Source organism: Micromonospora lacuserhaii (assembly GCF_036902735.1).
GTDB lineage: Bacteria > Actinomycetota > Actinomycetes > Mycobacteriales > Micromonosporaceae > Micromonospora.
This window is the reverse complement of sequence record NZ_JBAKHO010000014.1, coordinates 20,873-47,174: the sequence shown is the minus strand read 5'-3', so window position 1 is coordinate 47,174 and position 26,302 is coordinate 20,873. Positions and strand designations below refer to the sequence as shown.

26 protein-coding genes, 1 pseudogene and 1 riboswitch are annotated in these 26,302 nt (G+C 74.3%); of the genes and pseudogenes, 21 read left to right on the top strand and 6 right to left on the bottom strand.

Annotated elements, in window-relative coordinates; all coding sequences use genetic code 11:
- Positions 1-2 precede the first annotated feature (2 nt).
- Both rplQ and truA read left to right on the top strand, forming a co-directional pair.
- The gene (gene rplQ / locus V6U81_RS12405; RefSeq protein ID WP_334488251.1) at positions 3-569 is read left to right on the top strand and encodes a 50S ribosomal protein L17; all 567 of its coding nucleotides are present in this window, start codon (positions 3-5) and stop codon (positions 567-569) included.
- A 74-nt stretch (positions 570-643) separates the two neighbouring features.
- Positions 644-1,474 carry a tRNA pseudouridine(38-40) synthase TruA gene (gene truA, locus V6U81_RS12400; RefSeq protein ID WP_334488248.1) on the top strand — a complete coding sequence of 277 codons (831 nt, stop codon included), beginning with the start codon at positions 644-646 and terminating at the stop codon, positions 1,472-1,474.
- A gap of 19 nt (positions 1,475-1,493) precedes the next feature.
- Here the strand turns inward: truA and V6U81_RS12395 are convergent, their stop codons facing one another.
- Positions 1,494-2,627, bottom strand: a complete 1,134-nt coding sequence (locus V6U81_RS12395) for a hypothetical protein (RefSeq protein WP_334488246.1) — start codon at positions 2,625-2,627, stop codon at positions 1,494-1,496.
- Positions 2,628-2,753: 126 nt separating this feature from the next.
- Here V6U81_RS12395 and V6U81_RS12390 point away from each other — a divergent pair, with 126 nt between their 5' ends.
- The 12 genes from V6U81_RS12390 to thiC all read left to right on the top strand — a co-directional run bounded on the left by V6U81_RS12390 (position 2,754) and on the right by thiC (position 12,831).
- Positions 2,754-3,356, top strand: a complete 603-nt coding sequence (locus V6U81_RS12390) for a class I SAM-dependent methyltransferase (RefSeq protein WP_334488453.1) — start codon at positions 2,754-2,756, stop codon at positions 3,354-3,356.
- 41 nt (positions 3,357-3,397) lie between these two features.
- Positions 3,398-5,077 (top strand): ABC-F family ATP-binding cassette domain-containing protein, encoded by a 1,680-nt coding sequence (locus V6U81_RS12385; RefSeq protein ID WP_334488243.1) that lies wholly within the window; start codon positions 3,398-3,400, stop codon positions 5,075-5,077.
- Positions 5,062-5,313, top strand: a complete 252-nt coding sequence (locus V6U81_RS12380; protein WP_334488240.1) for a hypothetical protein — start codon at positions 5,062-5,064, stop codon at positions 5,311-5,313. The genes V6U81_RS12385 and V6U81_RS12380 overlap by 16 nt, the downstream gene beginning before the upstream one ends.
- Positions 5,314-5,332: 19 nt before the next feature.
- Complete coding sequence (locus tag V6U81_RS12375) at positions 5,333-5,482, top strand: hypothetical protein (protein WP_334488237.1); 150 nt, start codon at positions 5,333-5,335, stop codon at positions 5,480-5,482.
- 169 nt (positions 5,483-5,651) lie between these two features.
- Entirely contained in the window at positions 5,652-6,614 is a 963-nt protein-coding gene (locus V6U81_RS12370) for an aldo/keto reductase (protein ID WP_334488235.1), read from the top strand.
- Positions 6,615-6,920: 306 nt separating this feature from the next.
- Positions 6,921-7,029: riboswitch (TPP riboswitch) on the top strand.
- On the top strand, positions 7,024-7,650 hold the full coding sequence (thiE, locus tag V6U81_RS12365) for a thiamine phosphate synthase (RefSeq protein ID WP_334488233.1): 627 nt from the start codon (positions 7,024-7,026) through the stop codon (positions 7,648-7,650). (Overlaps the previous riboswitch by 6 nt.)
- Positions 7,644-8,768: a glycine oxidase ThiO gene (thiO, locus tag V6U81_RS12360; protein ID WP_334488231.1), complete on the top strand. Its 1,125-nt coding sequence runs from the start codon at positions 7,644-7,646 to the stop codon at positions 8,766-8,768. Before thiE ends, thiO begins: the two co-directional genes overlap by 7 nt.
- The gene (gene thiS / locus V6U81_RS12355) at positions 8,759-8,959 is read left to right on the top strand and encodes a sulfur carrier protein ThiS (protein ID WP_334488228.1); all 201 of its coding nucleotides are present in this window, start codon (positions 8,759-8,761) and stop codon (positions 8,957-8,959) included. Before thiO ends, thiS begins: the two co-directional genes overlap by 10 nt.
- Positions 8,956-9,735 carry a thiazole synthase gene (locus tag V6U81_RS12350; RefSeq protein ID WP_420884012.1) on the top strand — a complete coding sequence of 260 codons (780 nt, stop codon included), beginning with the start codon at positions 8,956-8,958 and terminating at the stop codon, positions 9,733-9,735. The genes thiS and V6U81_RS12350 overlap by 4 nt, the downstream gene beginning before the upstream one ends.
- 5 nt (positions 9,736-9,740) lie before the next feature.
- Positions 9,741-10,436, top strand: coding sequence for a thiamine phosphate synthase (locus V6U81_RS12345; RefSeq protein ID WP_334488451.1), 696 nt, complete (start codon positions 9,741-9,743; stop codon positions 10,434-10,436).
- Complete coding sequence (gene thiD / locus V6U81_RS12340) at positions 10,433-11,221, top strand: bifunctional hydroxymethylpyrimidine kinase/phosphomethylpyrimidine kinase (protein WP_334488222.1); 789 nt, start codon at positions 10,433-10,435, stop codon at positions 11,219-11,221. Before V6U81_RS12345 ends, thiD begins: the two co-directional genes overlap by 4 nt.
- A 17-nt stretch (positions 11,222-11,238) precedes the next feature.
- Positions 11,239-12,831 (top strand): phosphomethylpyrimidine synthase ThiC, encoded by a 1,593-nt coding sequence (gene thiC / locus V6U81_RS12335; RefSeq protein ID WP_334488219.1) that lies wholly within the window; start codon positions 11,239-11,241, stop codon positions 12,829-12,831.
- 66 nt (positions 12,832-12,897) lie between these two features.
- On the opposite strand, the gene V6U81_RS12330 is transcribed toward thiC, so the two are convergent.
- From V6U81_RS12330 to V6U81_RS12315, 4 genes are all read right to left on the bottom strand, one after another.
- A complete protein-coding gene (locus V6U81_RS12330; RefSeq protein WP_334488216.1) occupies positions 12,898-15,507 on the bottom strand; it encodes a hypothetical protein in 2,610 nt (869 codons plus the stop codon).
- A gap of 65 nt (positions 15,508-15,572) precedes the next feature.
- A complete protein-coding gene (locus V6U81_RS12325; protein WP_334488213.1) occupies positions 15,573-15,881 on the bottom strand; it encodes a cupin domain-containing protein in 309 nt (102 codons plus the stop codon).
- Positions 15,878-16,828, bottom strand: a complete 951-nt coding sequence (locus V6U81_RS12320; protein ID WP_334488449.1) for an LLM class F420-dependent oxidoreductase — start codon at positions 16,826-16,828, stop codon at positions 15,878-15,880. Before V6U81_RS12320 ends, V6U81_RS12325 begins: the two co-directional genes overlap by 4 nt.
- A gap of 2 nt (positions 16,829-16,830) precedes the next feature.
- Positions 16,831-17,619, bottom strand: coding sequence for an ABC transporter ATP-binding protein (locus V6U81_RS12315; RefSeq protein ID WP_334488210.1), 789 nt, complete (start codon positions 17,617-17,619; stop codon positions 16,831-16,833).
- A gap of 266 nt (positions 17,620-17,885) precedes the next feature.
- Here V6U81_RS12315 and V6U81_RS12310 point away from each other — a divergent pair, with 266 nt between their 5' ends.
- Positions 17,886-18,917: an ABC transporter substrate-binding protein gene (locus V6U81_RS12310; RefSeq protein ID WP_334488206.1), complete on the top strand. Its 1,032-nt coding sequence runs from the start codon at positions 17,886-17,888 to the stop codon at positions 18,915-18,917.
- 100 nt (positions 18,918-19,017) lie between these two features.
- Entirely contained in the window at positions 19,018-19,887 is an 870-nt protein-coding gene (locus V6U81_RS12305) for an ABC transporter permease (protein WP_334488205.1), read from the top strand.
- Between the two features lie 46 nt (positions 19,888-19,933).
- Here the strand turns inward: V6U81_RS12305 and V6U81_RS12300 are convergent, their stop codons facing one another.
- Positions 19,934-21,109 (bottom strand): ABC transporter substrate-binding protein, encoded by a 1,176-nt coding sequence (locus V6U81_RS12300; RefSeq protein WP_334488202.1) that lies wholly within the window; start codon positions 21,107-21,109, stop codon positions 19,934-19,936.
- 310 nt (positions 21,110-21,419) lie between these two features.
- Here V6U81_RS12300 and V6U81_RS29175 point away from each other — a divergent pair.
- The 5 genes and pseudogenes from V6U81_RS29175 to V6U81_RS12280 form a co-directional block, all read left to right on the top strand.
- Positions 21,420-23,489: pseudogene (locus tag V6U81_RS29175) on the top strand (sensor histidine kinase); the annotation flags it as partial.
- Positions 23,490-23,647: 158 nt separating this feature from the next.
- The gene (locus tag V6U81_RS29170) at positions 23,648-23,944 is read left to right on the top strand and encodes a pentapeptide repeat-containing protein (RefSeq protein WP_420884014.1); all 297 of its coding nucleotides are present in this window, start codon (positions 23,648-23,650) and stop codon (positions 23,942-23,944) included.
- Positions 23,945-24,811: 867 nt separating this feature from the next.
- Entirely contained in the window at positions 24,812-25,219 is a 408-nt protein-coding gene (locus V6U81_RS12290; protein WP_067313320.1) for a roadblock/LC7 domain-containing protein, read from the top strand.
- A gap of 91 nt (positions 25,220-25,310) precedes the next feature.
- Complete coding sequence (locus tag V6U81_RS12285) at positions 25,311-25,673, top strand: DUF742 domain-containing protein (RefSeq protein WP_334488193.1); 363 nt, start codon at positions 25,311-25,313, stop codon at positions 25,671-25,673.
- Positions 25,654-26,280 carry a GTP-binding protein gene (locus tag V6U81_RS12280; protein WP_334488191.1) on the top strand — a complete coding sequence of 209 codons (627 nt, stop codon included), beginning with the start codon at positions 25,654-25,656 and terminating at the stop codon, positions 26,278-26,280. Before V6U81_RS12285 ends, V6U81_RS12280 begins: the two co-directional genes overlap by 20 nt.
- The last annotated feature ends 22 nt before the right edge of the window (positions 26,281-26,302 follow it).

Below are 26,302 nucleotides of genomic sequence, written 5' to 3'. Positions count from 1 at the left end.
GCATGCCCACGCCCACCAAGGGCCCCCGCCTCGGCGGCAGCCCCGCGCACGAGCGGCTGATGCTGGCCAACCTGGCCACTGCGCTGTTCCAGCACGGCAAGATCAAGACCACCGAGACGAAGGCCCGGCGGCTGCGTCCGCTCGCCGAGCAGCTCATCACCAAGGCCAAGCGGGGCGACCTCGCCGCGCGGCGTCGGGTGCTGGGCGTCGTGAAGGACAAGGACGTGGTCTACGCCCTGTTCGACCAGATCGCGCCCCGGTACGCCAACCGCAACGGTGGCTACACCCGGATCGTGAAGACCGGTCCGCGCAAGGGTGACGCCGCTCCGATGGCCATCATCGAGCTGGTCGAGGAACTGCAGGTCGCCGAGCCGAAGGCGAACAAGAAGACGGCCGCCCGCAAGACCGCCCAGCAGGACAAGGTCGAGGCGCTGGCCCCGGCCGAGGAGACCCCGGAGTCGGCCCCGGCCGACCAGGACTCCGAGGCCCCGGTCTCGGCCTCCGGTGACACCGACGCCGCCCGCGAGGACAGCGACGAGGCCACCGAGAACACCGAGAACAAGGCCTGAGCACAGGCACCGTCGTCGGGCCCGGCATCCCCCGTGGGGTGCCGGGCCCGCCGCCGTTGAACGGGAGGTACGAGGTGGACGAGCGGATCCGGCTACGGCTGGACGTCTCGTACGACGGCACCGGCTTCTCCGGCTGGGCCGCCCAGCCGACCCGGCGCACCGTCGCCGGGGTCCTGGTGGAGACGCTCGACCTGGTGCTCGGGGCGGGCACCGTGACCGGACTGACGGTGGCCGGCCGCACCGACGCCGGGGTGCACGCCACCGGGCAGGTCTGCCACCTCGACCTGCCCGACCCGGTGTGGCGCGAGTACGACGGGCGGCTGCTGCGCCGGCTGGCCCGGCTGCTCCCCACCGACGTGCGGGTCCGGGCGATGACCGAGGTGCCCCCCGACTTCGACGCCCGCTTCTCGGCGACGTTCCGCCGCTACGAGTACCGGGTGACCGACGCGCCGTGGGGCACCGAGCCGCTGCGCCGGCACGACACCCTCGCCTGGCCGAAGCCGCTGGACCTGGCCGCGTTGAACGCCGCCGCGGCCGGCCTCGTGGGGGAGCACGACTTCGCCGCGTACTGCCGGCGCAAGGAGAACGCCACCACGCTGCGCGCGGTGAGCCGGCTGGACTGGCGGCGCGACCCGGACGGCATCCTCGTCGCCACCGTGCAGGCCGACGCGTTCTGCCAGGCGATGGTGCGCAGCCTGGTCGGGGCGATGCTGGTGGCCGGGGACGGCCGCAAGCCGGTCGAGTGGCCGGCGACCCTGCTCACCCGCCGGGAACGCTCCAGCGAGGTGACCGTGGCGCCGGCGCACGGGCTCACCCTGGTCGCCGTGGGCTATCCGGACGACCCGGCGGAGTACGCCCGCCGCGCCGACCTCACCCGCCGGCTGCGGGTGCCCACCGAGTCCTGAACACGACCAGGCCCGCCGGTCAGTTGCCGGGCAGCTCGTTGGTGTTCGTGTCGTCCGGGCTGTCGCTGCCGGTGGTGCGGCGCTGGCTGGGGCTGGTGCTCGCCGCGGACGGCTGGGCGCCGGGCTGTACGACGCTGCCGACATCGGCCCGCCGGTCGAGCACGCCCCGGTTCAGGTGCCGCTCGATCAGGTCGTAGATGATCCCGCGGACCGCGCTGTCGCCGGCTGCCACCGCGCCGCTGTCGGCGCGGGTGACCAGGCAGTAGGCGATGTAGTGGCCGCGTACCTGCCAGCCGACCCGGGCGGCGGCGGTGGCGATCGAGCCGGTGTCGTCGTCGGCGGGCATGCCGCGGAAGCGGCCCTGCCGCGCGTCGAGCAGTTGCCGGATCCGGTCCCGGGCCCGCTGGGCGCTGGCCACGTCGGTGAGGTTGAACAGGCCGGCGGTGATCAGGTACTGCCCGTCAGGGGAGCGGAGCGTGGCCCGGACCACCTGGCTGCACCCGAGCCGGACCAGCAGGTCGGAGATCTCCCCGGTGGCGGCGACCGCGCAGGCCCCGCCGGACTGGGTCTTCAGCACCTCGTAGGCGGGCTGGCCGTCGGCGACCACCAGCTTGCGGCCGGGGAACACCTCCGCGGCGGTCAGCGGCTGCTGGTCGGTGTCCCGGGAGTCGAGATCCTGCTGCGCCGGGCCGGCCGAGGGGTCCGCGGCGCTGGGCTGCTCGGCGGGCGCGGCCTGCTGGGTGTCCTCCACGGCCGGGTCGTTCGACGAGCGGTCGACCAGCAGGGCGGCGGCGCCGATGCCGCAGAGCCCGAGGAGCGCCAGCACCGCCGCGCCGCCGACGAGCACCTGCCAGAGCCGGCCGCCCCGCGACTCGGGGGCGGTGCGGCGGGGGCGGGGCAGGTCGAGTGGCTCGGTCGGGGCGTACTCGTGGGTGGGGGGCGGCGGTGGGGCCTGGACGGACGAGTGGACCGGGATGGGATCGGCGGCCGGGAGGGGCGGCGGCGGCACGCTGCGCGGCAGCGACGGGGTGGGGAAGCGGGACGGGGAGGGCCCGGCCGGCCGGGGCGGACCGACGGGCAGCTCCGACAGCTCCGAGCCGGGCGGAGGGTACTCCGCGAATACGTCCTCATCGGACTCGTACCGATACACCATGTCGCCCAGAGTAGGGCCCATTGTCCCTTTAGAGGGTAATAATGGGAAATTGCGGCGCGCGGCGCGTCGCGCCCTCCGGCCGAGGCGGCAGCGAGTCACTCACCCGCTGGTGGGAGAATGCCGGACGTGACCGGCGACCACTACTTCACCGCTGAACCGACCGTCGCGGCCCGCCCGCGCGAGGTCGAGTTCTCCGTCGCGGGGCGCGACTACACCCTCGCCTCTTCCAGTGGCGTCTTCTCCGCCGCCCGGCTCGACCCGGGCACCGCGGTCCTGCTGCGCAAGGCAGAGTTGCCCGCCGGCGCCACCGGCAACCTGCTCGACATCGGCTCCGGCTTCGGCCCGATCAGCTGCGTGCTGGCCGACGTCGCGCCCGCCGCGACGGTGTGGGCGGTGGACGTCAACGAACGGGCCCGCGCCCTGACCGCCGCGAACGCCGGGCGGGTGGGCGCCGCCGACCGGGTCCGCGCCGTCGCCCCCGACGACGTGCCCGCCGACGTCTCCTTCGCCGAGATCTGGTCCAACCCGCCGATCCATATCGGCAAGGCGGAACTGCACGAGCTGCTGCGCCGCTGGCTGCCCCGGCTCGCCCCGGACGGCGCCGCCTGGCTGGTGGTGGCCCGGCACCTGGGCGGCGACTCGCTGCACCGTTGGCTGACCGAAGAGGGCTGGCAGGTCGAGCGGCGCGCCAGCCAGAAGGGCTACCGGGTGCTGCGGGTCACCCGGTAAACGAGTGTCGCCCGGCCGGCCCGCTCCGGCAGGATGCCCGGGTGGGATACGTGGACGTGGCAGGGGTCGGGCACATCCTGCCCGACGGTCGGGAACTCTTCGCCGACGTGTCGTTCCGGGTCGGTGAGGGCGCCAAGGTGGCCCTGGTCGGCCCGAACGGCGCCGGGAAGACGACCCTGTTGCGGATGGTCGCCGGCGACCTGCCGGTGAAGACCGGCGTGGTCGCCCGCGCCGGCGGGCTGGGCGTGATGCGGCAGTTCATCGGCATGATCGGCGACGAGTCCACCCTCGCCGACCTGGCCCTCTCGCTCGCCCCGCCGGCGCTGCGCGACGCCGGCCGCCGGCTCGCCGACACCGAGGCGGCCATGCGGGCGACCGAGCTGCGCGGCAAGTTCAGCACCGCCGCAGGCAAGGCCCAGCTGGCGTACGCGGACGCGCTGGCCGCCTGGGGCGAGGCCGGCGGGTACGACGTCGAGGTGCTCTTCGACACCGTCACCACCATCGTGCTCGACCTGCCGTGGGACGCCGCCCGGGACCGTCCCGTCCGGACCCTCTCCGGCGGCCAGCAGAAGCGCTTCGCCCTGGAGCTGCTGCTTCGCGGCGGCGATGAGGTGCTGCTCCTCGACGAGCCGGACAACTTCCTGGATGTGCCCGGCAAGCGCTGGCTGGAGAACCGGCTCCGCGAGTCCGGCAAGTCGGTGCTCTACGTCTCCCACGACCGGGAGCTGCTGGCCCGTACCGCCGACCGGGTGGTCGCGGTCGAGGGTGGCAGTGCCTGGGTGCACCCGGGCGGCTTCGCCAGCTGGCACGAGGCCCGGGTGGCCCGCCACGCCCGCCTCGACGAGCTGCGCAAGCGGTGGGACGAGGAGCACCAGAAGCTGCGCGAGTTGATGCTGATGTACAAGCAGAAGGCGGCGTACAACGACGGGATGGCGTCGCGGTACCAGGCGGCGCAGACCCGGCTGCGCAAGTTCGAGGAGGCCGGGCCGCCGCCCGTACCCCCGAAGGACCAGGACATCCGGATGCGCCTGTCCGGCGGGCGGACCGGCAAGCGCGCGGTCATCTGCCAGCAGGTGGAGCTCGACGGCCTGACCTACCCCTTCGACCTGGAACTCTGGTACGGCGACCGGGTCGCCGTGCTGGGCGCGAACGGAACGGGGAAGTCGCACTTCCTGCGGCTGCTGGCCCGGGGTGGCACCGACCCGGACCCGGCCAACGGCCCCGTCGACGGCGCCGCGGCGCTCCCCCCGGTGAGTCACGACGGGGTGGCCCGGCTCGGCGCGCGGGTCCGCCCCGGGCACTTCTCGCAGACCCACGACCGCCCCGAGCTGATGGCGAAGACCCTGGTCGACATCCTCTGGCGGGGCGACGAGCACCGGGACGGGATGGACCGGCACGCGGCGATGGCGGCGCTCAGCCGGTACGAGCTGGCCGGCCAGGGCGACCAGCGCTTCGGCACCCTCTCCGGCGGCCAGCAGGCCCGCTTCCTGGTGCTGCTGCTGGAGCTCTCCGGGGCGACGCTGCTGCTGCTCGACGAGCCGACCGACAACCTTGACCTGGCCTCCGCCGAGGCGCTGGAGGCGGGGCTGGCCGCGTTCGAGGGCACGGTGGTCGCGGTCACCCACGACCGGTGGTTCACCCGATCGTTCGACCGGTTCGTGCTCTTCCGCGGCGACGGCGAGGTGGTGGAGACGAACGAGCCGGTGTGGGACGTGAAGTGATCGGTCCCGCGCTGGTCGACCGCCTCTGCGCGGTCGACGGGGTGGTCGCGGTGGCGCTCGGCGGCAGCCGGATCTACCGCGACCTGGACCGGGTACGCCAGGTGTGGGCCGACTGCCGCGCCGGCCGGTACTCCGTCGGCGTGCAGGCTGGGCATCCGCTCGGCTTCTACTCGCACGCCTACGCCGGGGAGGTGGAGCTCTGCCGGTGCTGGGTGGTGACCAAACCGGTGAGCTGACCTGGTCAACGAGAAGGGCATGGTCGCCGCGGCCGGTCGGCTGCCCGGCGCGCCGGCCGACTTCGCGCGGCGGGCGCAGGCGCTGCTCGGTGGGGTGGGGCGTACCCCGGAGGAGTTGGCCGTCGCGATCGGCGCCGCTCGTGAGCTGGTCGCCGACGTGCTCGGCTGAGTGCCCACGGTTCCGGCTCGGGGCGGGGCCGGGGGTTGGCGCGGACGCTACGAACTTGATGACGTGAACGAATCGCTGGCGTCGGGGAGCCCGGATACGGGCCTGCGTCGGGCGGCGCTTGCCGGGCGGCGGCCGGCTGCGCCCGTGGCGGACGTCGGGCCGGCATAGGGTGGATCTCGTGACTGAGATGAACTACCGCCGGCTGGGCGACTCCGGGCTCGTGGTGTCCGTGGTCGGCATCGGCTGCAACAACTTCGGCCGCAAGCTGGACCTCGACGCCACCCGGGCGGTGGTCGACGCCGCGCTCGACGCCGGGATCACCTTCTTCGACACCGCCGACATCTACGGCGAGCCCCAGGGCGGCTCCGAGGAACTGCTCGGCCAGGCGCTCAAGGGTCGCCGCGACGACGTGGTGCTGGCCACCAAGTTCGGCATGGACATGAACGGCCTCAACGGGCCGGACTTCGGTGCCCGGGGCGCCCGGCGCTACATCGCCCGGGCCGTCGAGGCGTCGCTGCGCCGGCTCGGCACCGACCACATCGACCTGTACCAGCTGCACGAGCCCGACCCGGGCACACCGATCGACGAGACGCTGGCCGCCCTGGACGACCTGGTCCGCGCGGGCAAGGTCCGCTACCTGGGCAACTCCAACTTCGCCGGCTGGCAGATCGCCGACGCCGACTGGGTCGCCTCGTCCAACGGCCGGGCCCGGTTCATCAGCGCGCAGAACCACTACTCGCTGCTGGAGCGCTCGGTCGAGACCGAGGTCATCCCGGCCTGCGAGCGGTTCGGCCTCGGCATGCTGCCGTTCTTCCCGCTCGCCAACGGCCTGCTCACCGGCAAGTACCGGCGCAACGAGGCCCCGCCCGCCGGCAGCCGGCTCTCCGGCGGCGGCCGGTACGCCGCCCGCCTCGCCGCCGCGGACTGGGACACCATTGAGGCGATCGAGGCGTACGCCGCCGAGCGCGGGGTCACCATGCTCCAGGTGGCCATCGGCGGGCTGGCCGCCCGACCCGCGGTGACGTCGGTGATCGCCGGCGCCACCACGCCCGAGCAGGTACGCGCCAACGCCGAGGCGGGCACCTGGCAGCCCACCGACGAGGATCTCGCCGCCCTCGACGCCATTCTCTGACCCGCCGCACCCCTCGCTGCCGCCGCGGCGAGTGGAACACCAGGTACGTCATCCGGCCCGTTCGACGGCCCTGGTGTTCCACTCGCCGGGCCATGCCCGCGCAGCCCGCCGCCGTGTCAACGTCCGCCGGGCGCCCGAAACGGCAGGAACGCCAGACCGCGGGGAACGCGGGCGGCCGAGGGCATCCGGACAGCATGGCGTGAGTGGACGGTGACGCGCTGCCCATGACGTCGACATGAGACGGTCAGTGGGAAAAGCGCACCCCCGCCCTTGGCGAATCCGCCGCATCCGTCGTACGGTATGCCGCAAGTGACCCACGGGAGCCCGGTGCACCGGGCTGAGAGGGGGGCTGAAGCCCCCGACCGTTGAACCTGATCCGGGTAATGCCGGCGCAGGGAGGAGTGTTGCCGTGCCGTCCCTCGGACGACTGCATCTGATCACCGACACCCGGCCGGGGCGTGACCCGCTCGCCGTGCTGCGCGCCGCGCTGCCGGTGGCCCGCGCCGAGCTGGTCGTCCAGGTCCGGGTCGAGGACGCCGCCACCGACCGGGAGGCGTACGACCTGGCCCGGCGGGTGGTGGCGCTCTGCGCGCCGTACGGGGCGACCTGTCTGGTCAACGACCGGCTGCATGTGGCGCTCGCGGTCGGCGCCGACGGCGGCCACGTCGGCGCCGACGACCTGCCGGTCGGGGCGGCCCGCCGGGTGCTCGGCACCGGAGCGGTGCTCGGCGCGACCGCCCGGGAACCGGTGGCCGCCGCCGCTGCGGTCGCCGCCGGAGCCAGCTACCTGGGCGTCGGGCCGTGCCACCCGACCAGCACCAAGACCGGCCTGCCCGATCCGATCGGCCCGGCTGGGGTACGCGCCGTCGCCGAGGCCGTGCCCGTGCCGGTCATCGCGATCGGCGGGGTGACCGCCGGGTCGGTGTCGGCGCTGCGGGCCGCCGGGGCGTACGGGGTGGCGGTGGTCGGGGCGCTGTCGGGAGCGGCGGACCCGGGAAGAGCCACCGCCGTCCTGCTCGGGGCGCTGACGTGCTGACCCGACCGGACGTCGCCATCGTGGGGGCGGGACCGGTCGGGCTGGCGATCGCGTGGCGCTGCGCGGCGCGCGGGCTACGGGTCGTCGTGCACGATCCCGCCCCGGGTTCCGGCGCCTCCCACGTGGCCGCCGGGATGCTGTCGCCGGTCGCCGAGGCGTACTTCGGGGAGCCCGAGCTGACCGGACTGCTCGCCGACTCCGCCGCCCGCTGGCCGGGGTTCGCCGCCGAGCTGGCCGAGGCCGCCGGCACGGACTTCGGGTACCGCACCGAGGGCACCATGGTGGTCGGGCTGACCGCCGACGACCTGGCCGAGGCGCGGCGGCTCTGGTCGTACCAGCAGGGGTTGGGGCTGCCGATCACGCCGCTGCGCCCCTCGCAGCTGCGGGAGCGCGAGCCGGCGCTGGCGCCGCGGCTGCGCGGCGGCGCGGTCGCCCCCGGCGACCACCAGGTCGACCCTCGGCGGCTGGTCGCCGCGCTGCGGACCGCCGCCGAGCGGGCCGGCGTCACGCTGCTGCCCGGCGCGGTCGCCCGACTCTCCGACGTGGACGCGGCCGTCACCGTGCTCGCGGCGGGCTGCGGGAGCGCCGCGCTGGCCGGACTGCCGGTCCGGCCGGTGAAGGGGCAGGTGCTCCGGCTCCGCGCGCCCGGCCGCGGCGCGCCGGGCTTCCGGCACGTGATCCGGGGGTACGCCGACGGCGAGTCGGTCTACCTGGTGCCCCGGGACACCGGCGAGGTGGTGGTCGGGGCGACCGTCGAGGAGCGCGCCGACACCGAGGTGACCGCCGGGGCGGTGCTGCGGCTGCTCCGCGCCGCCGTCGACCTGGTCCCCGAGCTGGCCGAGTACGACCTGGTCGAGGCGTCCGCCGGGCTGCGCCCCGGCACCCCGGACAACGCGCCGATGCTCGGGCCGCTGCCCGGGCGGCCCGGCGTGCTCGCCGCCACCGGCCACCACCGGCACGGCATCGTGCTCACCCCGGTCACCGCCGACCTGATCACCGGGCTGGTCGTCGGCGGCGAACCGGACCCGCTGCTCGCCCCCTTCCGCGCCGACCGGTTCGCGGCCGCCGCCCGCCCGACCCCGCCCACATCCGTCACCGAGGAGGAGACGTGGAACTGACCGTCAACGGCGCCGGGCGCGACCTGCCGGGCGGCTCGACAGTGGCGGACCTGGTCCGCGCGGTCACCGACCAGCGGCGCGGCCTGGCGGTCGCGGTCAACGGCGAGGTGGTGCCGCGCGGCGGCTGGCCGGCGACCGTGCTGCGCGACGGCGACCGGGTCGAGGTGCTCAGCGCCGCCCAGGGCGGGTGAGCGCGGTGACCCTCACCATCGCCGGCGAGACGTTCGGGTCCCGGCTGATCCTCGGCACCGGCGGCGCGGCCAACCTGCACGTGCTGGAACAGGCGATCCGCGCCGCCGGCACCGAGCTGGTCACCCTCGCGCTGCGCCGCGTCGACACCGCCCCCGGCACCGCCGGCGGGCTGCTCGACCTGCTCGACCGGTGCGGGGTGAGGCTGCTGCCGAACACCGCCGGCTGCTACACGGCCGGCGAGGCGGTGAAGGTCGCCCAGCTGGCCCGGGAGGCGTTCGACACCGAGTGGGTGAAGCTGGAGGTGATCGGCGACGAGCGCACCCTCCTGCCCGACGGGGTGGAGCTGCTGCGCGCCGCCGAGGAGCTGGTCGCCGACGGGTTCACCGTGCTGCCGTACACCTCGGACGACCCGATCCTCGCCCGCCGGCTGGCCGACGTCGGCTGCGCCGCGGTGATGCCGGCCGGCGCGCCGATCGGCTCCGGGCTGGGCGTCAGCAACCCGCACCACATCCGGCTGATCCGGCAGGGCGTGGACGTGCCGGTGATCCTCGACGCCGGGATCGGCACCGCGTCCGACGCGGCGCTCGCCATGGAGCTGGGCTGCGACGCGGTGCTGCTGGCCAGCGCCGTCACCCGGGCCGCCGACCCGGTCGCGATGGCCACCGCGATGCGGTACGCCGTCGAGGCCGGCCGGCTCGCGTACGGGGCCGGGCGGATCGCCCGTCGCTTCCACGCCCTCGCCTCCACCCCGGACCAGGGCAGGCCCGAGCTGTGACCGCGATCGAGCAGCTCACGGTCGCGCGGCGAGCCGGCACGGGGTGGCCCGTCGGGCGGGCGGCGCCCTCGGGACTGGTGGTGCTCACCGACCGGTGGCAGGCACGGCAGCCGCTGCCGGAGGTGGTCGCGGCGGCGGTCGCCGGGGGAGCACGGGTGGTGGTGCTGCGGGAGAAGGACCTGCCGCGCGCCGAACGCGCCGCCCTCGCCGCCGCGCTGCGGCCGATCCTGGCCGAGGTGGGCGGCACCCTGGTCGTCGCCGGCCCCGACCCGCTCGGCGGCGACGCCGTCCACCTGCCGGCCGCCGGCCCGTACCCGCCGCCGCGACTCGGCCTGGTCGGCCGCTCCTGCCACGACGAGACGGAGCTGAGCCGGCTCACCACCGAGGACTACGTCACCCTCTCGCCGGTCTTCCCCACCCGCACCAAACCCGGCTACGGCCCACCCCTGCACCCCGACGGGCTCGCCCGGCTGGTCCGGCTCAGCCTGGTCCCGGTCCTCGCGCTCGGGGGAGTGGAGACACCGGAGCACGTGACGGCCTGCGTCGAAGCCGGAGCCGTCGGGGTGGCGGTGCTCGGCGCGATCATGCGAGCCGCCGACGCCACCGAGGCCGCCGCCACGCTGGGCAGCGCCTTCGCGGAGGCGGCCACCCCGGTGTCGCCCACCCCGCAACCCCCCACCGCAACCAGAGGACACCAGTGACGCCGAGAACGCTCCTCACCATCGCCGGATCCGACTCCGGCGGGGGAGCGGGCATCCAGGCCGACCTCAAGGTCTTCGCCGCCCTCGGCGCGTACGGCACCAGCGTGCTCACCGCCGTCACCGCGCAGAACACCAGGGGCGTGGACGCCGTCCTGCCGCTGCCCCCGCGCACCGTCACCGAGCAGCTCGACAGCGTCCTCGCCGACTTCCGGGTGCGGGCGGTGAAGACCGGCATGCTCGGCACCCCGGCAGTCGCCGACGCGGTGGCTGGGGCGGCCGGGGCGGGACGCCTGCCGCACCTCGTCGTCGACCCGGTGCTGGTCGCCACCAGTGGACACCGGCTCGGCGTGGTGGCGGCGGTGGAGCGGCTGCTGCCGTACGCGGAGGTGGCGACGCCGAACTGCGCGGAGGCCGCGGCCCTCACCGGACGCCCGGTGACCACGGTCGAGGAGATGGTCGCGGCGGCCGAGGCCCTCGCGGCCGGCGGCCCGGCGCACGTGGTGGTGACCGGCGGCGACGTGGACGCCGGCGGCGAGTCCGTCGACGTGCTGGTCGGTGCGGGCCGGACCACCCTGCTCCGGGCGCCCCGGGTGGCGACCCGGCACAGCCACGGCACCGGCTGTTCGTTCTCGGCGGCGATCGCCGTCCGGCTGGCGGCCGGTGATCCGGTACCGGTCGCGGTCGCCGCCGCCAAGGAGTACGTCACCCGCGCGCTGACCGGCGCGCGGGACTGGGAGCTGGGCGCGGGACGCGGCCCACTGGACCACTTCGGCTGGTCCCGTTGACCATCAGGGAGGCTGTCATGCAGGCACGTCGCAAGGTCTACGTCGAGGGGCCCCGGCCGGACGTCCGGGTGCCGTTCGCCGAGGTGGAGCTGACCGGGGACAACCCGCCGGTACGCCTCTACGACACCTCCGGACCGGGCTCCGACCCGGAGGTGGGGCTGCCGCCGCTGCGCGGGCCGTGGATCGCCTCCCGGGGGGATGTCGCTCCCGTGCGCGGCGCGGGGACGCCGCTGGCCGGGACGGAGGGGAAGCGGCCGACCCAGCTCGCCTACGCCCGGGCGGGCGTGGTGACCCCGGAGATGGAGTTCGTGGCGCTCCGCGAGGGCGTCCCGCCGGAGCTGGTCCGGGACGAGATCGCCGCCGGGCGGGCGGTGCTGCCGCTCAACGTCAACCACCCCGAGTGCGAGCCGGCGATCATCGGCAAGGCCTTCCTGGTCAAGGTCAACGCCAACATCGGCACCTCGGCGGTCACCTCCTCGGTCGCCGAGGAGGTGGAGAAGCTGACCTGGGCCACCCGGTGGGGCGCCGACACGGTGATGGACCTGTCGACCGGCAAGCGGATCCACGAGACCCGCGAGGCGATCGTGCGGAACTCCCCGGTGCCGATCGGCACCGTGCCGATCTACCAGGCGCTGGAGAAGGTCGGCGGCGACCCGGTGAAGCTGAGCTGGGAGGTGTTCCGGGAGACGGTGATCGAGCAGGCCGAGCAGGGCGTCGACTACATGACCGTGCACGCCGGGGTGCTGCTGCCGTACGTGCCGCTCGCCGTCGACCGGGTCACCGGGATCGTCTCCCGGGGTGGCTCGATCATGGCGGCCTGGTGCCTGGCGCACCACGAGGAGAACTTCCTCTACACCAACTTCCGCGAGCTGTGCTCGCTGCTGGCGAAGTACGACGTCACCTTCTCGCTCGGCGACGGGCTGCGGCCCGGCTCGATCGCGGACGCCAACGACGAGGCGCAGTTCGCCGAGCTGCGTACCCTCGGCGAGCTGACGAAGATCGCCTGGGAGTACGACGTCCAGGTGATGATCGAGGGCCCGGGTCACGTGCCGATGCACAAGATCAAGGAGAACGTGGACCTCCAGCAGGAGTGGTGCCACGAGGCCCCGTTCTACACGCTCGGCCCGCTGACCACCGACATCGCGCCCGCGTACGACCACATCACCTCGGCCATCGGCGCCGCGATGATCGGCATGTTCGGCACCGCGATGCTCTGCTACGTCACCCCGAAGGAGCACCTGGGCCTGCCGGACCGGGACGACGTGAAGGCGGGCGTCATCGCGTACAAGATCGCGGCCCACGCGGCGGACCTGGCCAAGGGCCACCCCGGCGCGCAGGCGTGGGACGACGCGCTCTCCAAGGCCCGGTTCGAGTTCCGCTGGGAGGACCAGTTCAACCTGGCGCTGGACCCGGAGACCGCGCGGGCGTACCACGACGCGACGCTCCCCGCCGAACCGGCGAAGACCGCCCACTTCTGCTCGATGTGCGGGCCGAAGTTCTGCTCCATGAAGATCACCCAGGAGCTGAAGGAGTACGCGGCGCGCGGCATGAAGGACAAGTCGGAGGAGTTCCTCTCCGGCGGCGGCCGGGTGTACCTGCCGCTGGCCTGACCCGACCCGTCGACGGCACGGGCCGCCGGTGGCGACACCGGCGGCCCGTTCGCGCGTCCGACCTGGTCAGTCCCGGTGGTGCCGGCCGGTGGAGCGCAGCGAGCGGCGGGCGGTCTCCGTCTCCGGCTCGTTGTCCGCCACCGGCTGGCTCAACCCGGTGACCCAGTCCACGTACTCCTCGTCCTGGGTCGCCAGCGGCTCGGCCGGGACGCTCGCGGGCTCCTGCTCGGCGACGCGGGCCCGATTGCGGCGGAACAGCCCGCGCTTGCCCCGGGGCTTCCCGGCCGGCGGCTCCCCGCCGTCGGGTGCCGACGGGCGGGACGGCTCGGCGTTCCGGTCCGGGGCGGGGGCGTCGGTGTCCCAGCGCAGGCTGACCGGTTCGGGCGTCGACTCCGGATCCGTGCCGGGATCCGGGAAAGGCAGCGCCGCCGGCGGCGGGGTGGTCCGGGATCCCGCGAAGGCGTCCCAGTTGCCGGCGCTGCTCAGGTCGGGCAGCCGGTGGCGCGGGCGGGGCGTCGACTCGGTGGGGACCGGCGGGGTGTGCCGGAGGACGCCGGACGTCCGGTCGGCGATGCCGTTGGCCGGCCCGGTCGCCGTCGGGGCGGCGTCCCCGGCGGCTGCCGGCTCCGTGTCCCGGGTGGCTGCGGGAGCGGTGTCCCGGGTGGCTGCCGGCGCGGTGTCCCCGGTGACCCGCGGGGTGGTCCGGTTCGGCGGCGGTGCGGTGCTCCGCTTCGGGGGCGGTGCGGTGCTTCCGTTAGACGGCGGTGCGCTGTCGCCGGACCGGTCCTCCTGCGCGGCGGCTGCGGGTGCCGCCGGCCCGACCACGGAGGGGGCGGCCACGGAGGGGGCGGCGACGGTGGGCCCGGCCGGTGCCGGCTCGACCTCGGACGGTGGAGTGCCGGTGGCGGCGGCGGTCGCCCGGGGCTTGCGGACCCGCTTCGCCCGGGGCTTCGGCGCGGTCTCCGCCCGGGGAGTCTCGGGCTGCTCGGCCGGCTGAGCCGGCTCGGCGTGGTCGGCCTGCTGAGCCGGCGGGGCGTCGTCTGCAACGGGAGCGGAGGCGACCGCCGGAACGCGGGCCGGCGCGGGCTGCTCCGCCGGAGCCGGAGCCTGGGCCGGAGAAGGAGCCGAAGCCGGGACCGGAGCCGGGACCGGGACCGGGACCGGGACCGGAGCCGGGGCCGCAGCCGCAGCCGCAGCCGGGGCCGGGGCCGGGGCCGAAGCTGGGGCCGGGACCCAAGCTGGGGCCGGGACCGGAGCAGGGGTCGAGGCCGGGGTCACAGGTTGCCCCCGTGTCGGGGTCGGGGGCGCTGCGTCCGCGCGGCCCGCAGCGGGGGTCGGTGCCCCAGCGGCGGCCGGGGCGGCCTCCGGCACCCGACCCTGGACGGCCGAAGCCTGGTCCTGCACCGTCTCCCGAGTCGCTACAGCGGCCCCGTCCGGAGCGTCAGCCGGCGACGGGGTCGGAGTCGGGAACGGCTCCGGCGTCCACGTCCGGTCGGGCCGCTGCCCGCTGGCGGCGGTGAGCGGACCCATCGGCGTGGGGCCAGCGGCCACCACGTCGCCGCGCTTCCACGTGGCGGGGGCGGGCACCGCGGCCGGCGGCGCACCGGGCGCGGGGGTCGCCGTGTGGGTGGACGGGGCGGGCCAGTCCCAGTGGGCCGGGGTGTGGCCGGTGGCCCCGACGGCACCGGAGAGGTCGACGGTGCTGGGGCTGTCCGCCGTACCGGCGGCCGACCGCGCGCCCGCACCTGCCGGCGACACCGGCGAGGGCACGGCCGGCAGGGGGGCCAGGATGTCGCTGGGCTCGATGGCGTCCTGGGCGGTGTCCCGGGCCGGCAGGAGCGGCCAGCGCAGCAGGGCGGTGGCGGCCGAGCCGAGCGCGCCGGCCGCCACCGCGATCAGCGCGCCGTAGTACGGGGCGAGCTGGTAGCGGTCGGCCGGGTCGCCGGGGCCGGCGGTGAGGTACGCGAAGGCGAGCAGGACCGGGCCGGCCGCTCCCGCGGCGGCGGCGATCAGCGGGACGTGCCCGCGCCGGCGGGCCAGCCCACCGGTCACCGCGCCGGCCACCAGGGCCACCAGGGGCAGCACGACGATCGTCAGCCGTTGCGCGGCGTCGGCGTCCAGCCAGGAGGGTTCCAGCACCCCGAGACGTACGGTGTGCAGCGGCCCGCCGGACAGCAGCGCCGGCGTCGCGGAGACCAGGGCGATCAGCCAGACCGCGCCGGTGATGATGGCGACGTTCCAGCCCAGCGGCGGGCGGAGCAGCACGGCCGACGCGGCGCCCGCGCCGACCACCGCGCCGACCACAGCGCAGATCCCGACCGCCCAGACCGGGTCGATGGTGCTCAGCTCGGCGGCCCGGGCGGGCTGCATGCAGAGCGGGGCGACGACGACGGCGCCGAGCGCGGCGGCGCCGGAGACGGCCAGCTGGACGCCGGTGCCGTCCGGCAGGCCCTCCCGCCGGGCGAGGCGTCCGGTCAGCACGGCGCCGACCACGGCCGCGGTCACCGCGAACCAGCCGACCCAGGCGAGCTGGGCCGGCCACCGGTTGACGTCGGTGAAGGCGCCGGTGAGCCGGACGATGCCGAAGCCGTACGCGATGCCGAGCTGACCGGCCCCGGCCAGTACGCTCACCCCGAGTGCCGTGAGCAGCAGTCTGCCCCACGTCCGAAAGGCCATGTCGGGCACGTTACGGCCCGGTGCGCCCGATCGCCACTGTGGCGCGGCGAGGCGGCAGCCTGGGGTTACTTCAGTTCGACCAGCCGGGCCAGGTACGTCGTGTCCCCGACATTGGTGAGCATGTGGACGGCGCCCGGATCCCGGTAGACCACCCCGCCGGTCGGTTCGTCGGCGTCGATCCGGGTGCCGTCGATTGTCTGCACCACGTTCTTCGCGCCCTCGATCGCCACCACCAGGTACGGGTGGTCGTGCCGGTGCAGCGGCTGCCGCTCGCCCGGCGCCAGCCGGATGTGCCACACCCGTACCCGGTCGTTCTCGAAGACGATCTCCTGGCCGACCGGGCCGAGTTCCAGGTCCTGGGTCACGTCGCTCATCGGGATCCGTCCAGTTGGGGGAGCACCTCGGCGGCGATGAGCTCCAGGTGGTCCAGGTCGTCGAGTTCGATCAGGCGCAGGTGCACCCGGGTGGTGCCGATCGCGGCGAACTCGCCCAGCCGGTCGACCAGTTGCGCGGGCGAGCCGACCACCGGGTCCTCCGGCGGCAGTGCGCTCTTGACGTGCAGCGGCTCCGCCCGGCGGCGGGCCTCGGCGTCGGTGCGTCCGATCGCCACCACCACGCCGGCGGAGAGCACGAGCGGGTCACGTCCGGAGGCGGTACGGCCGGTCCGGTCGGACGCCTCGCGGACCCGCTCGTACGCCTCGGCGGTCTCGGCCACCGACTTGAACGGCATGTTGAACTCGTCGGCGTACCGGGCGGCCAGCTCGGGGGTGCGCTTCGGGCCGCGCCCGCCGACGATCACCGGTGGGCCGGGTCGCTGCACCGGCTTGGGCAGCGCGGGGGCGTCGACCAGCCGGTAGTGGTCGCCGGTGAAGCTGTAGCTCTCGCCGACCGGGGTGCGCCAGAGGCCGGTGACGATCTCCAGCTGCTCGGCGAGCCGGTCGAAGCGCTCGCCGACGGCGGGGAACGGGATGCCGTACGAGGTGTGCTCGCGCGCGTACCAGCCGGCGCCGATGCCCAGCTCGACCCGGCCGCCGCTCATCCGGTCGACCTGGGCCACCATCACGGCCAGCGGCCCGGGCAACCGGAAGGTGGCCGAGGTGACCAGGGTGCCGAGCCGGATCCGGCTGGTCTCCCGGGCCAGGGCGGCCAGGGTCAGCCAGGCGTCGGTCGGGCCGGGCAGCCCCGGCTCGTCGCCCATCGCCTGGTAGTGGTCGGCCCGGAAGAAGCCGTCGAACCCGCCCGCCTCGACCGCCCGGGCGAAGCGGAGCTGGTCGTCGTAGTCGGCGCCCCGGTGCGGCTCGGTGAAGACCGCCACCCGCATGCTCATCGTCCCTCCGCCGCTCCGGCAGCCGCCGGCGCCTCGCGTTCCATCAGCAGTTCGTGCAGTTCGGCGCTGATCCGGGCGACGTCGGCCAGGTGGGCGTGCCGACCGAGGGTCCGCGGTCGGGGGACGGCCACCTCGACGATCTCGCGGATCCGGCCCGGGCGGGGGCTGAGCACGACCACCCGGTCGGCCAGCAGCACCGCCTCGTCGATCGAGTGGGTGACGAAGACGACGGTGGCGCCGGTCTCCATGTGCACCCGCTGGAGTTCGCCGGAGAGCTCTTCCCGGGTGAGCGCGTCCAGGGCGGAGAACGGCTCGTCCATCAGCATCACCCGGGGCTCGCCGAGCAGTGACCGGCAGAGCGACACCCGCTGCTGCATGCCGCCGGAGAGTTCGTGCGGCAGCCGCTTCTCGAAGCCGGCGAGGCCGGCCATGTCGAGCAGTTGGCGGGCCCGTTCGCGGTGCTTCGCCCGGCTCCAGCCGAAGATCTCGGCGGGCAGCAGGACGTTGTCGAGCACCGAGCGCCAGGGGAGCAGGGCGGGGCGTTGGAAGAGCATCGCGATGTCCGGGCGGGGCCGGGTGACCGGGGTGCCGGCGACGGTGATCTCGCCCGAGCTGACCGGCAGCAGCCCGGCGATCATGCGGAGCAGGGTGGACTTGCCGCAGCCGGAGCGGCCGAGCACGGCCACGAACTCGCCGTCGGCGACCTCCAGGTCGATGCCGCGCAGCGCCTCGACCCGACCGGAGCGGCCGTCGAAGATCCGTGACACTTCGGACAGTCGGATCATCTCGGCCGTGCCTCCCCTGAGTTGCGGGTCAGGAATCCGACAAAGGCTATCGGGCGAGTGTCCCTTGCGCACCGTCCGGGGTGGAGTCCAGATGTTTCCGTTCCGCAACCCGATGCGCCTGGTGTCGTGACGGTGGGTGTCTCGTACGCTGTGCCGTCAGAAGTCCCTTCACGACGGTGGCGTCCGCTTCCCCCTCACGTCGACGCCGCCGACCGACGACCCCTTCCGGGTACCCCACGCCCGGTCGGAAAGGACATGGTGCACTGATGAGAAGGCTGACCCGTACGGTCGCCGCGGCCGCCCTGGCCACCGCCCTCGCCCTGGTCTCCGCCTGCAGCAGCGGCGCGGACTCCTCGGACGACGCGAAGGGCGGCGACGGCAAGACCCTGGAGAAGGTGACCTACCTCACCTCTTTCGGCAACTTCGGTCGTGACTCGTACGCCTGGGTGGCGAAGGACAAGGGCTTCTTCAAGGAGGCCGGGTTCGACGTCGAGATCAAGCCGGGCCAGGGCACCGGCTCGGTGATCCAGACCGTGGTCGGCGGCCAGGCCGACTTCGGCCCGATCGACCTGACCGGCGGCCTGCTCCAGCTCGGCAACGGCGTGGCCAAGGACTTCGTCGCGGTCGCGGCCATCCAGCAGCGCACCATGGCGGCCGTGGTCACCGTCGAGGGCAAGGGCATCGCCTCGCCGAAGGACCTGGAGGGCAAGAAGCTCGCCGACACCCCCACCTCCGTGGTCCGTCAGCTCTTCCCGACGTACGCCCGGCTCGCCGGCGTCGACGCCAGCAAGGTCACCTGGGTCAACGGCGAGGCGCAGACCCTGATGGGCACGCTCGCCTCCGGCACCGTCGACGGCATCGGCCAGTTCGTGGTCGGCCAGCCCACCGTCGAGGCGGTGACCAAGAAGAAGCCGGTCGTGCTTCCGTACAGCAACGTGATGCAGGACCTCTACGGCAACGCCCTGATCACGTCCAGCAAGACCGCGAAGGAGAAGCCGGAGATGGTGAAGAAGTTCACCGCCGCGCTGCTCAAGGGCCTGGAGTACGCCCTGGCCAACCCGCAGGAGGCGGCCGACATCCTGAAGAAGAACGTCGCCGCCACCAACCCGGCCGCGGCCGCCGCCGAGCTCCAGCTGATGGCCGGGTACGTCCGGTCCAGCAACTCCGGCACCGCGATCGGCACGCTGGACAGCGACCGGGTCGCCAAGAGCATCGCGATCCTCCAGGGCGCGGGCGCGCTCAAGCAGAACATCACCCCGGACCAGATCATCGACTTCAGCCTGGTGCCGAAGGCCTGATCGACGCCGACCGTGCGAACGGGGGTGCGACCGACCGGCACGACGGTCGGCCGCACCCCCGTCGCGTGCCGGCACCGGGCCGGCAGGACAGGAGGAGACGATGACGGAGTTGACCCGTACCCCGGTCGACGTGGTGAGTGACGATCAGCGCCGGTCCGACGTGGCGACGGCGCCGCCGGCCGCGACCGCGTCCCGCCGGTTCCGGGTACGCCCCGGCGCCGTCGGCCTGCCGCTGCTCGGCCTGGTGATCGCGCTGGCCGTCTGGTGGCTGGTCACGTCCGGGCTGAAGCTGGTGCACCCGGCGTCGCTGCCGCCTCCGCAGGACGTCTGGCGGGCGCTGACGGCCGCGACGGACGTGCTGCTGCCGGCGCTCGGCATCACCACCGGCATGACGCTGCTGGGCTTTCTGCTCTCGTCGGTTGCCGGGGTGCTGATCGGGATGGCGCTGGCGGCCTCCCGCCGGGTGGAGCGGATGTTCGCGCCGCTGCTGGTGGCGGTCAACGCGGTGCCGAAGATCGCGCTCGGCCCGCTGCTGGTGGTCTCGGTCGGCTGGGGCCAGAAGCCCATCCTGACCATGGTCTTCCTGCTCTGCTTCTTCCCGATCGTGCTCTCCACCGCGACGGGGCTGACCACCACGCCGGCGGACCTGGCCGAGCTGGCCCGGTCGTTGAACGCGTCGTGGTGGCAGGCGTTCCGCAAGGTGCGCCTCCCGGCCGCGCTGCCGCAGATCTTCGTCGGGCTCAAGGTGGCCATGCCGCTGGCCGCGATCGGCGCGGTGATCGGGGAGTTCTACTCGGACAAGCCCGGGCTGGGCTACCAGATCCTGCAGTACAACGGGATCGGCGACACCCCGACGGCGTGGGCCGCGATCGTGCTGATCGCGATCATGAGCATCGTGCTCTACGCGGCGTTGTCCCTGGTCGAGCGGATCGCCCTGCCCTGGGTCCGGGCCACCACCTCGGCCCGCTGACCGGTCCCGGTGTGGCCCGCCGCAGGCGACGGGCCACACCGGCGGCTCAGCTGGCGAGGCGCCAGCGCCCGCCGCGGGCGACGAGCGTGGTCAGCGCCTGGGGCATCAGGCCGGAGTGGTTGTCCGGGGTCATCCGGATCGGCCCGGAGAGGCCGTCCAGCTGGGACGTCTCGAGCACGTCCCGGATGCCGTCCCGGTTGACCCGGTCGCCCCCGCCGGCCCGCAGCGAGGCGTCGGCGACGAGTTGGACGGCGTCCGCGGCGAACGAGGAGAAGCCGTGGTAGCCGCCGAAGCGGGCGGTGTAGTCCTGGAACCACTGCCGGCGGGCGGCCTTGGCCGGGGTGGTGGCGATGACGTCGTCGATCACCATGGTCTGGGTGAAGACCAGGGTGGCCCGCTCGGTGGCCCGGCCGCCGGGAAGGAACAGGTCTCCCGCGGCCGCCGCGTCCAGGAAGAGCGACCCGGTGAACTTGGCCTGGGTGGCGCTGACGGCGGCGAGCGTCGCCTGCTCCGGCGGGGTCCAGATGACCAGGGCGTCGGGGTCGTTGCGGGTCAGCTTGCGGACCTGCTGGCTGACATCGGTGTCGGTGCCCTTGACGTTTTCCTGGTCCAGCAGTTTGATGCCGGCCTTGCGGAATTCGCCGCCCAGGGCGTCGAGTCCCTCGCGGCCGTAGTCGTCGTCGCTGTACAGGACGGCGACCTTGCGAATGGCGCGACGGCGCAGTTCGGTGGTGAGCGCGTCCGCGCTGTCGGCCGCGTTCGGGGCCAGCTTGAACACGTACCGCCGGTCCGCGACCGGGTCGGCGACGGCGCCGGAAGCGGCGAGCGCGATGGTCGGGATCTTCTTCTCGTTGATGGTGCGCACGGCGCCGACCGCGCATTCGTTGCAGCCACCCATGATGATCGCGCTGACCTTGGAATCGTTGCTGAAGTCACCGATGTTGCGCAGTGACTCGCTGGCGTCGGAACGGTTGTCCTTCACCTGAAGCTTGATCTTCCGTTCGCCCAGGGCGCCGGAGGAGTTCAGCTGCTCGACCTTCAGTTCCAGGGCGCGCTGGTACGCCTTGCCGATCGGTGCGGAGGCGCCGGAAAGTTCCAGGTCGGCGGCGATGACGATGGGGCTCGCGTCCTCCTGCCCCGCCCCGAACGAGCAGCCGGTGAGCGTGGTGGCCAGCACGGCCGATGCGAGCGCCACGATGGTCGCGGAGCGGATGGGGCTCAACTCAGTCCTCCAGGTGCGGCGCGGGACGCTGCCCGGTCACCGCCGCTAGTCCGTCCTCAGTGGAAGAACGGGATTGGGTGCCGTACGGTGTGCGTGAAAGCCTGCAAAACCTTGCCAATGCGGGACGGCTGCGGTCAAGCGCAGATGTCGGCGGCGGTTTCGGGACGCGAATCCCACATGGTGGGGTCATCAGATATTTACAGATGCTCACTCCGGAGAGGCTGTGCGGCCACTCAGGAGTGACATCGCCTGTTCAGAGCGTGCGCGGCAATGAGGCTAAATCGCAACGGGCTCGCTGGTTGACCGTTTCGTGCCTCACTGCGGCTTCCCAAACAGGACCAACTCTGATGAAATCGCGGCCGTGCCGCGCGTGGCGCTGTCCGTTGCACCGGGCGCGGGTCGGTGGGTCAGGCGTGGAAGAAACGACGGAGGCGATGTCGTGAGCACCGGACCGACGACCCTACCCGAGATCGGCGACTCCGCCGGACGTGACCGGGGGCGGCGGCTGCCTCGCCTGCGGGATGCGCGGATCCGCTCGAAGCTCGCCCTGATCCTGGTCGTCCCGGTCGCCGCCGTCATTGCACTGGCAACAATCCGACTCGTCTCCACCGGCGAGGGTGCGGTCGACGCCACCCGGATCCGGTCGCTGACCGCGCTCTCCGTCGACGTTAGCGCCCTCGCCCAGGACCTGCACAAGGAGCGGATGGCCGCGGCCGGCTACCTGGCCAACCCGCAGCAGCGCCCCGACGACTACAACCTGCGGGTCCGGGCCACCGGGGCGCGGATCGACGCGTACCGGGCCGAGCGGGGCACGATCGGCGACGTCCCGGCGGCGGTGCGGGACCGGCTCAAGGTCATCGACGACCACCTGGAGACGCTCGACGCCACCCGGCAGGAGGTGCTCGACCGCCGGCAGATGCCGGTCGCCGAGGCCACCCTCCGGTACGGCGTCATCCTCACCGACCTGGTCTCCTACGGCGACACCCTGGCCCAGCTCCCCGGCCAGGAGAGCCTGGCCGACGCCCGCCGGGCGGTGGCCGCGTTCTCCCGGGCCAAGGCGGCGGTCGCCGAGGAGGAGGCGGTCGCCTTCACCGCGCTGAGCGGCGGCCGACTCGACCAGGAACAGCTCTCCTCCTTCCTGGCCACCCTCACCGGCCAGCAGGAGGCGCTGCTCTCCTTCTCGCTCGCCGCGGACCCGGATCAGCGGGCCCTGGTCGACGGGGCGGTCTCCGGCGACGCGGTCGGCCTCGCCGACCGGGTGGGCACCGATATCACCCGCTCGGTCGGGCTGCGCTCGCCGGTCAGCGCGGCGGACGCCAGCGCCTCGATCGGCGCGGTCAACGACCTGATGCGGTGGGCCGAGCTCCAGCTCCAGGACCGGCTCCTCTCCCGGGCCGAGCAGGCCCGCAGTGACGTGATCCGGCAGGCCGTCGTGGAGTCGGTGCTGGTGCTGCTCACCCTGCTCATCGCGATCAGCCTCGCCGTGGTGCTGGCCCGCTCGCTCAACCACTCGCTGCGCCGGCTGCGGGAGGGTGCCCTCTCGGTGGCCAACCACGACCTGCCGGACGCGGTGCAGCGACTGCAGAACATGGGCAGCGTCGGTGACGGCGGCGTGGAGGAGATCGTCCGCCAGGTACGCGACCCGATCCGGCTGGAGAACCGGGACGAGGTCGGCCAGGTGGCGCTGGCCTTCAACGTGGTCCACCGGGAGGCGGTCCGGGTCGCCGCCGAGCAGGCGGCGCTGCGTACCAGCGTCTCGGCGATGTTCCTCAACCTGGCCCGGCGCAGTCAGACCCTGGTCGACCGGATGATCGGCGAGCTGGACGCGATCGAGCGCGGCGAGGAGGACCCGAAGCGCCTCGCCCAGCTCTTCGAGCTGGACCACCTGGCCACCCGGATGCGCCGCAACGACGAGAACCTGCTGGTCCTGGCCGGCGCCGACTCGGCCGTGCCGCGCCGCGACGACGCGCTCCTGGTGGACGTGCTGCGGGCCGCCCAGTCCGAGGTCGAGCTCTACAACCGGATCGAGTTCGGCACCGTCGACACCGACATCTCGGTTTCCGCCCACGCGGTCAACGACGTGGTCCGGCTGGTCGCCGAGCTGCTCGACAACGCGACCCGCTTCTCGCCGCCGACCACCACCGTGGTCGCCGACGGCCGGCGGATCCGGGACTACGTGCTGATCCAGGTGGAGGACCGGGGGCTCGGCCTCGCCGACGAGCAGCTCGACTCGCTCAACCGGCGGCTCGCCGCGCCGCCGACCGTGGACGTGGCCGCGTTCCGGCTGATGGGTCTGGCCGTGGTGAGCCGGCTCGCCTCCCGCTACGGCATCCGCGTGGAGCTGCGCCGCAACGTCGAGGGCGGCACGGTCGCCCAGGTGACGCTGCCGAACGCCACCGTGGTCCTCCCCGCCCACCGGGGCCGGGACCAGCCGATCATGCGACCGCGTCAGCCGATGGCGGTCGAGCAGACGCCGCTCACCCCGGTCGGGCTCGGCGACCAGCTGCCCGGTGGCCGGACGGCGACGCTGACCGACCAGTGGCGTACCGCGCCGCCGGCTCCGGCGCCCTGGCAGCCTCCGGTCGACGCGCGGGACACCGCGTCGGCGGTGCGACTCGGCGGCCCGGTGTCGTCCCCGCCGGCCGTGCCGACGTCCGCGGTGCCGACGTCCGCGGTGCCGACCTCCGCGGTGCCGACGTCCGCGGTGCCGACGTCCGCGGTGCCGACCTCCGCGGTGCCGGCGGAGCCCGCCTCCTTCGGCGGGTTCTCGGCGGGCAGCTCCACGGTGGCGAACCCGACCATCGACCCGTTGGCGAGGCGGTCCCTGGCCGGTGAGGGCGTCCCCGGGCTACCGGCCGGACCGGTGGCCGGCGCCCCGGGCGCCCCGACCGCCGAGTCGTACGCCCCGTTCGGCGCCGCGCCGGCCGCCCCGTCGTCCTACGCCCCGGCCGCCCCGGCGTCCTACGCCCCGGCGCCGTTCGCCGCGCCGGTGACCCCGGCCCCGACGCCGGTCGCCCCGGCGGTGCCGTACACCCCGCCGGCCGCGGCGCCCAGCGCCCCGGTGGTCGCCCGGCCCACCCCGCCGGCAGACTCCCCGATCTTCCGGGAGATGGAGGCGGTCTGGTTCCGGTCCCACGGGGACGACGCCACCGCGATCTTCACCCGGCCGCGCTTCGACGACAAGCCGTCCGCCGCCGCCCCGGCCACGGGGCGGCCCAGCGCTGCGTCGCCGGCCCGGCCACCGCTGCCGACCCGGGTGCCGGCCGCGCCGGCGGCCAGCGGCACCCCCACCTTCGCCCCGGCGGCCGGCACCCCCGAACCGCCGGCCGCCGCCACCCCGCCCCCGTCGTACGTCCCGCCGCCGGTGCCGTCCGCGCCGCCGGCCTCCCCGGCGGCGCCGGAGCCGGCCACCGCGCCGGAGCCGGCTTCGGAGGCCTGGCGCACGGCCGCCGACGAGGGCTGGACCCGGGCCACCAAGGCGGCCGAACCGGCCGCCGCCGGCACCACCCGCTCCGGTCTGCCGAAGCGGGTGCCGCAGGCCCAGCTCGTGCCGGGCGGCATCGAACCGAAGGGCGGCCGGGACCGCAGCCGGCGCACCCCGGACGAAGTACGTGGCCTGCTCTCGGCCTACCACCGCGGCGTACAGCGCGGGCGGACGGCCGGGGCGGACCTGAACAGCACCTCGACCAAGGAGACGAGCCGATGAACAGGCCAGCTGCCATGCAGGACATGGGTTGGCTGCTCACCAATTTCGCCGACAGCGTGGCGGGCATCGCCCACGTCGTGGCGGTGTCCGCGGACGGGCTGCTGCTCGCGTCCTCGCGGGACCTCCCCACGGACCGGGCCGACCAGCTCGCCGCGATCACCTCCGGCGTGGTGAGCCTGACCGAGGGCGCCGCCCGGATGTTCAGCGCCGGCGGGGTGTTGCAGACCGTGATCGAAATGGACAGCGGCTACCTCTTCCTGATGTCGATCAGCGACGGCTCCTCGATGGCCGTGCTCGCGGCGCGCAGCTGCGACGTGGGGCAGGTCGGGTACGAGATGGCGCTGCTCGTCGAGCGGGTGGGTGCCGCTCTGGTCCCGCTGCCGCGGGACGCCGTGCGTTCCTGACACGGCGGCTGTACGGCCGGGCGCGACCGCGCCCGGCCGGGGAATGAGGGGTCCGGGGCCGGTGGCTCCGGGCGGAAGGAGGTGATCGCGGATGGAACCACGGCGGGACCCGCGCGGTGCGTTGGTGCGCCCGTACGCGGTCACCCGGGGTCGTACCGAGCCCAGCCGGGACATCGCCCTGGAGGCGGTGCTGTCGTCCACCCCCACCCAGGTCGCCGAGTCACGGTTCGCGGGGCACGACAAGTACCGCATCGCCACGGTCTGCGAGGGCCGGGCACAGTCGCTGGCGGAGATCGCCGCGTATACCCGGATGCCGCTCGGCGTCACCCGGGTGCTGGTCGCCGACCTGGTGGCCGAGGGCCTGCTGACGCTACACACTGCCGCTCCCGCCGAAGGATTCGAGGAGCGGATGAACCTGCTGGGAAGGGTGCTAAGTGGACTTCGCGAACTATGACCCCGCCGGGGCGCGCCGTAGCCGGGAGATCATCTCCGCGAAGATCGTGGTCGCGGGTGGCTTCGGCGTGGGCAAGACGACAATGGTCGGGGCGATCTCCGAGATCACGCCGTTGACCACCGAGGCGTTGATGACCGCCGCCGGCGTGGGCATCGACGATCCGTCGAAGGTGCCCGGCAAGGAGACCACCACGGTCGCCATGGACTTCGGCCGGATCACCATGGCGCAGGACCTCATCCTGTACCTGTTCGGCACGCCGGGCCAGACCCGCTTCTGGTTCATGTGGGACGAGATCATCCGGGGTGCGGTGGGTGCCGCCGTGCTGGTGGACACCCGGCGGATCACCGACGCCTTCGCGCCGCTGGACTACTTCGAGAACCGCAACCTGCCGTACGTGGTGGCGCTGAACCGGTTCGACGACGCCCCGCAGTACGAGCCGGAGGAGGTCCGGGAGGCGCTGGCCATCTCGCCGGACGTGCCGCTGGTGATGTGCGACGCCCGGCAGCGGGAGTCGGTCAAGCAGGTGCTGGTGACGGTGGTCGAGCACGCCATGCTCCGGCTCCAGGCCGATCAGGGCCGGGGCCACCAGCCCGCGCCGGTCGGCTGAGCCGTACCGGCTGCGGGTGGGC

What these genes read in the sequence shown, in the direction of transcription:
- rplQ (WP_334488251.1), top strand. Translation starts at nt 3, where the DNA reads ATGCCCACGCCCACCAAGGGCCCCCGCCTCGGCGGCAGCCCCGCGCAC.
- V6U81_RS12395 (WP_334488246.1), bottom strand. Translation starts at nt 2,627, where the DNA reads ATGGTGTATCGGTACGAGTCCGATGAGGACGTATTCGCGGAGTACCCT.
- V6U81_RS12375 (WP_334488237.1), top strand. Translation starts at nt 5,333, where the DNA reads ATGGTCGCCGCGGCCGGTCGGCTGCCCGGCGCGCCGGCCGACTTCGCG.
- thiC (WP_334488219.1), top strand. Translation starts at nt 11,239, where the DNA reads ATGCAGGCACGTCGCAAGGTCTACGTCGAGGGGCCCCGGCCGGACGTC.
- V6U81_RS12330 (WP_334488216.1), bottom strand. Translation starts at nt 15,507, where the DNA reads ATGGCCTTTCGGACGTGGGGCAGACTGCTGCTCACGGCACTCGGGGTG.
- V6U81_RS12325 (WP_334488213.1), bottom strand. Translation starts at nt 15,881, where the DNA reads ATGAGCGACGTGACCCAGGACCTGGAACTCGGCCCGGTCGGCCAGGAG.
- V6U81_RS12320 (WP_334488449.1), bottom strand. Translation starts at nt 16,828, where the DNA reads ATGCGGGTGGCGGTCTTCACCGAGCCGCACCGGGGCGCCGACTACGAC.
- V6U81_RS12315 (WP_334488210.1), bottom strand. Translation starts at nt 17,619, where the DNA reads ATGATCCGACTGTCCGAAGTGTCACGGATCTTCGACGGCCGCTCCGGT.
- V6U81_RS12310 (WP_334488206.1), top strand. Translation starts at nt 17,886, where the DNA reads ATGAGAAGGCTGACCCGTACGGTCGCCGCGGCCGCCCTGGCCACCGCC.
- V6U81_RS12305 (WP_334488205.1), top strand. Translation starts at nt 19,018, where the DNA reads ATGACGGAGTTGACCCGTACCCCGGTCGACGTGGTGAGTGACGATCAG.
- V6U81_RS12290 (WP_067313320.1), top strand. Translation starts at nt 24,812, where the DNA reads ATGAACAGGCCAGCTGCCATGCAGGACATGGGTTGGCTGCTCACCAAT.
- V6U81_RS12285 (WP_334488193.1), top strand. Translation starts at nt 25,311, where the DNA reads ATGGAACCACGGCGGGACCCGCGCGGTGCGTTGGTGCGCCCGTACGCG.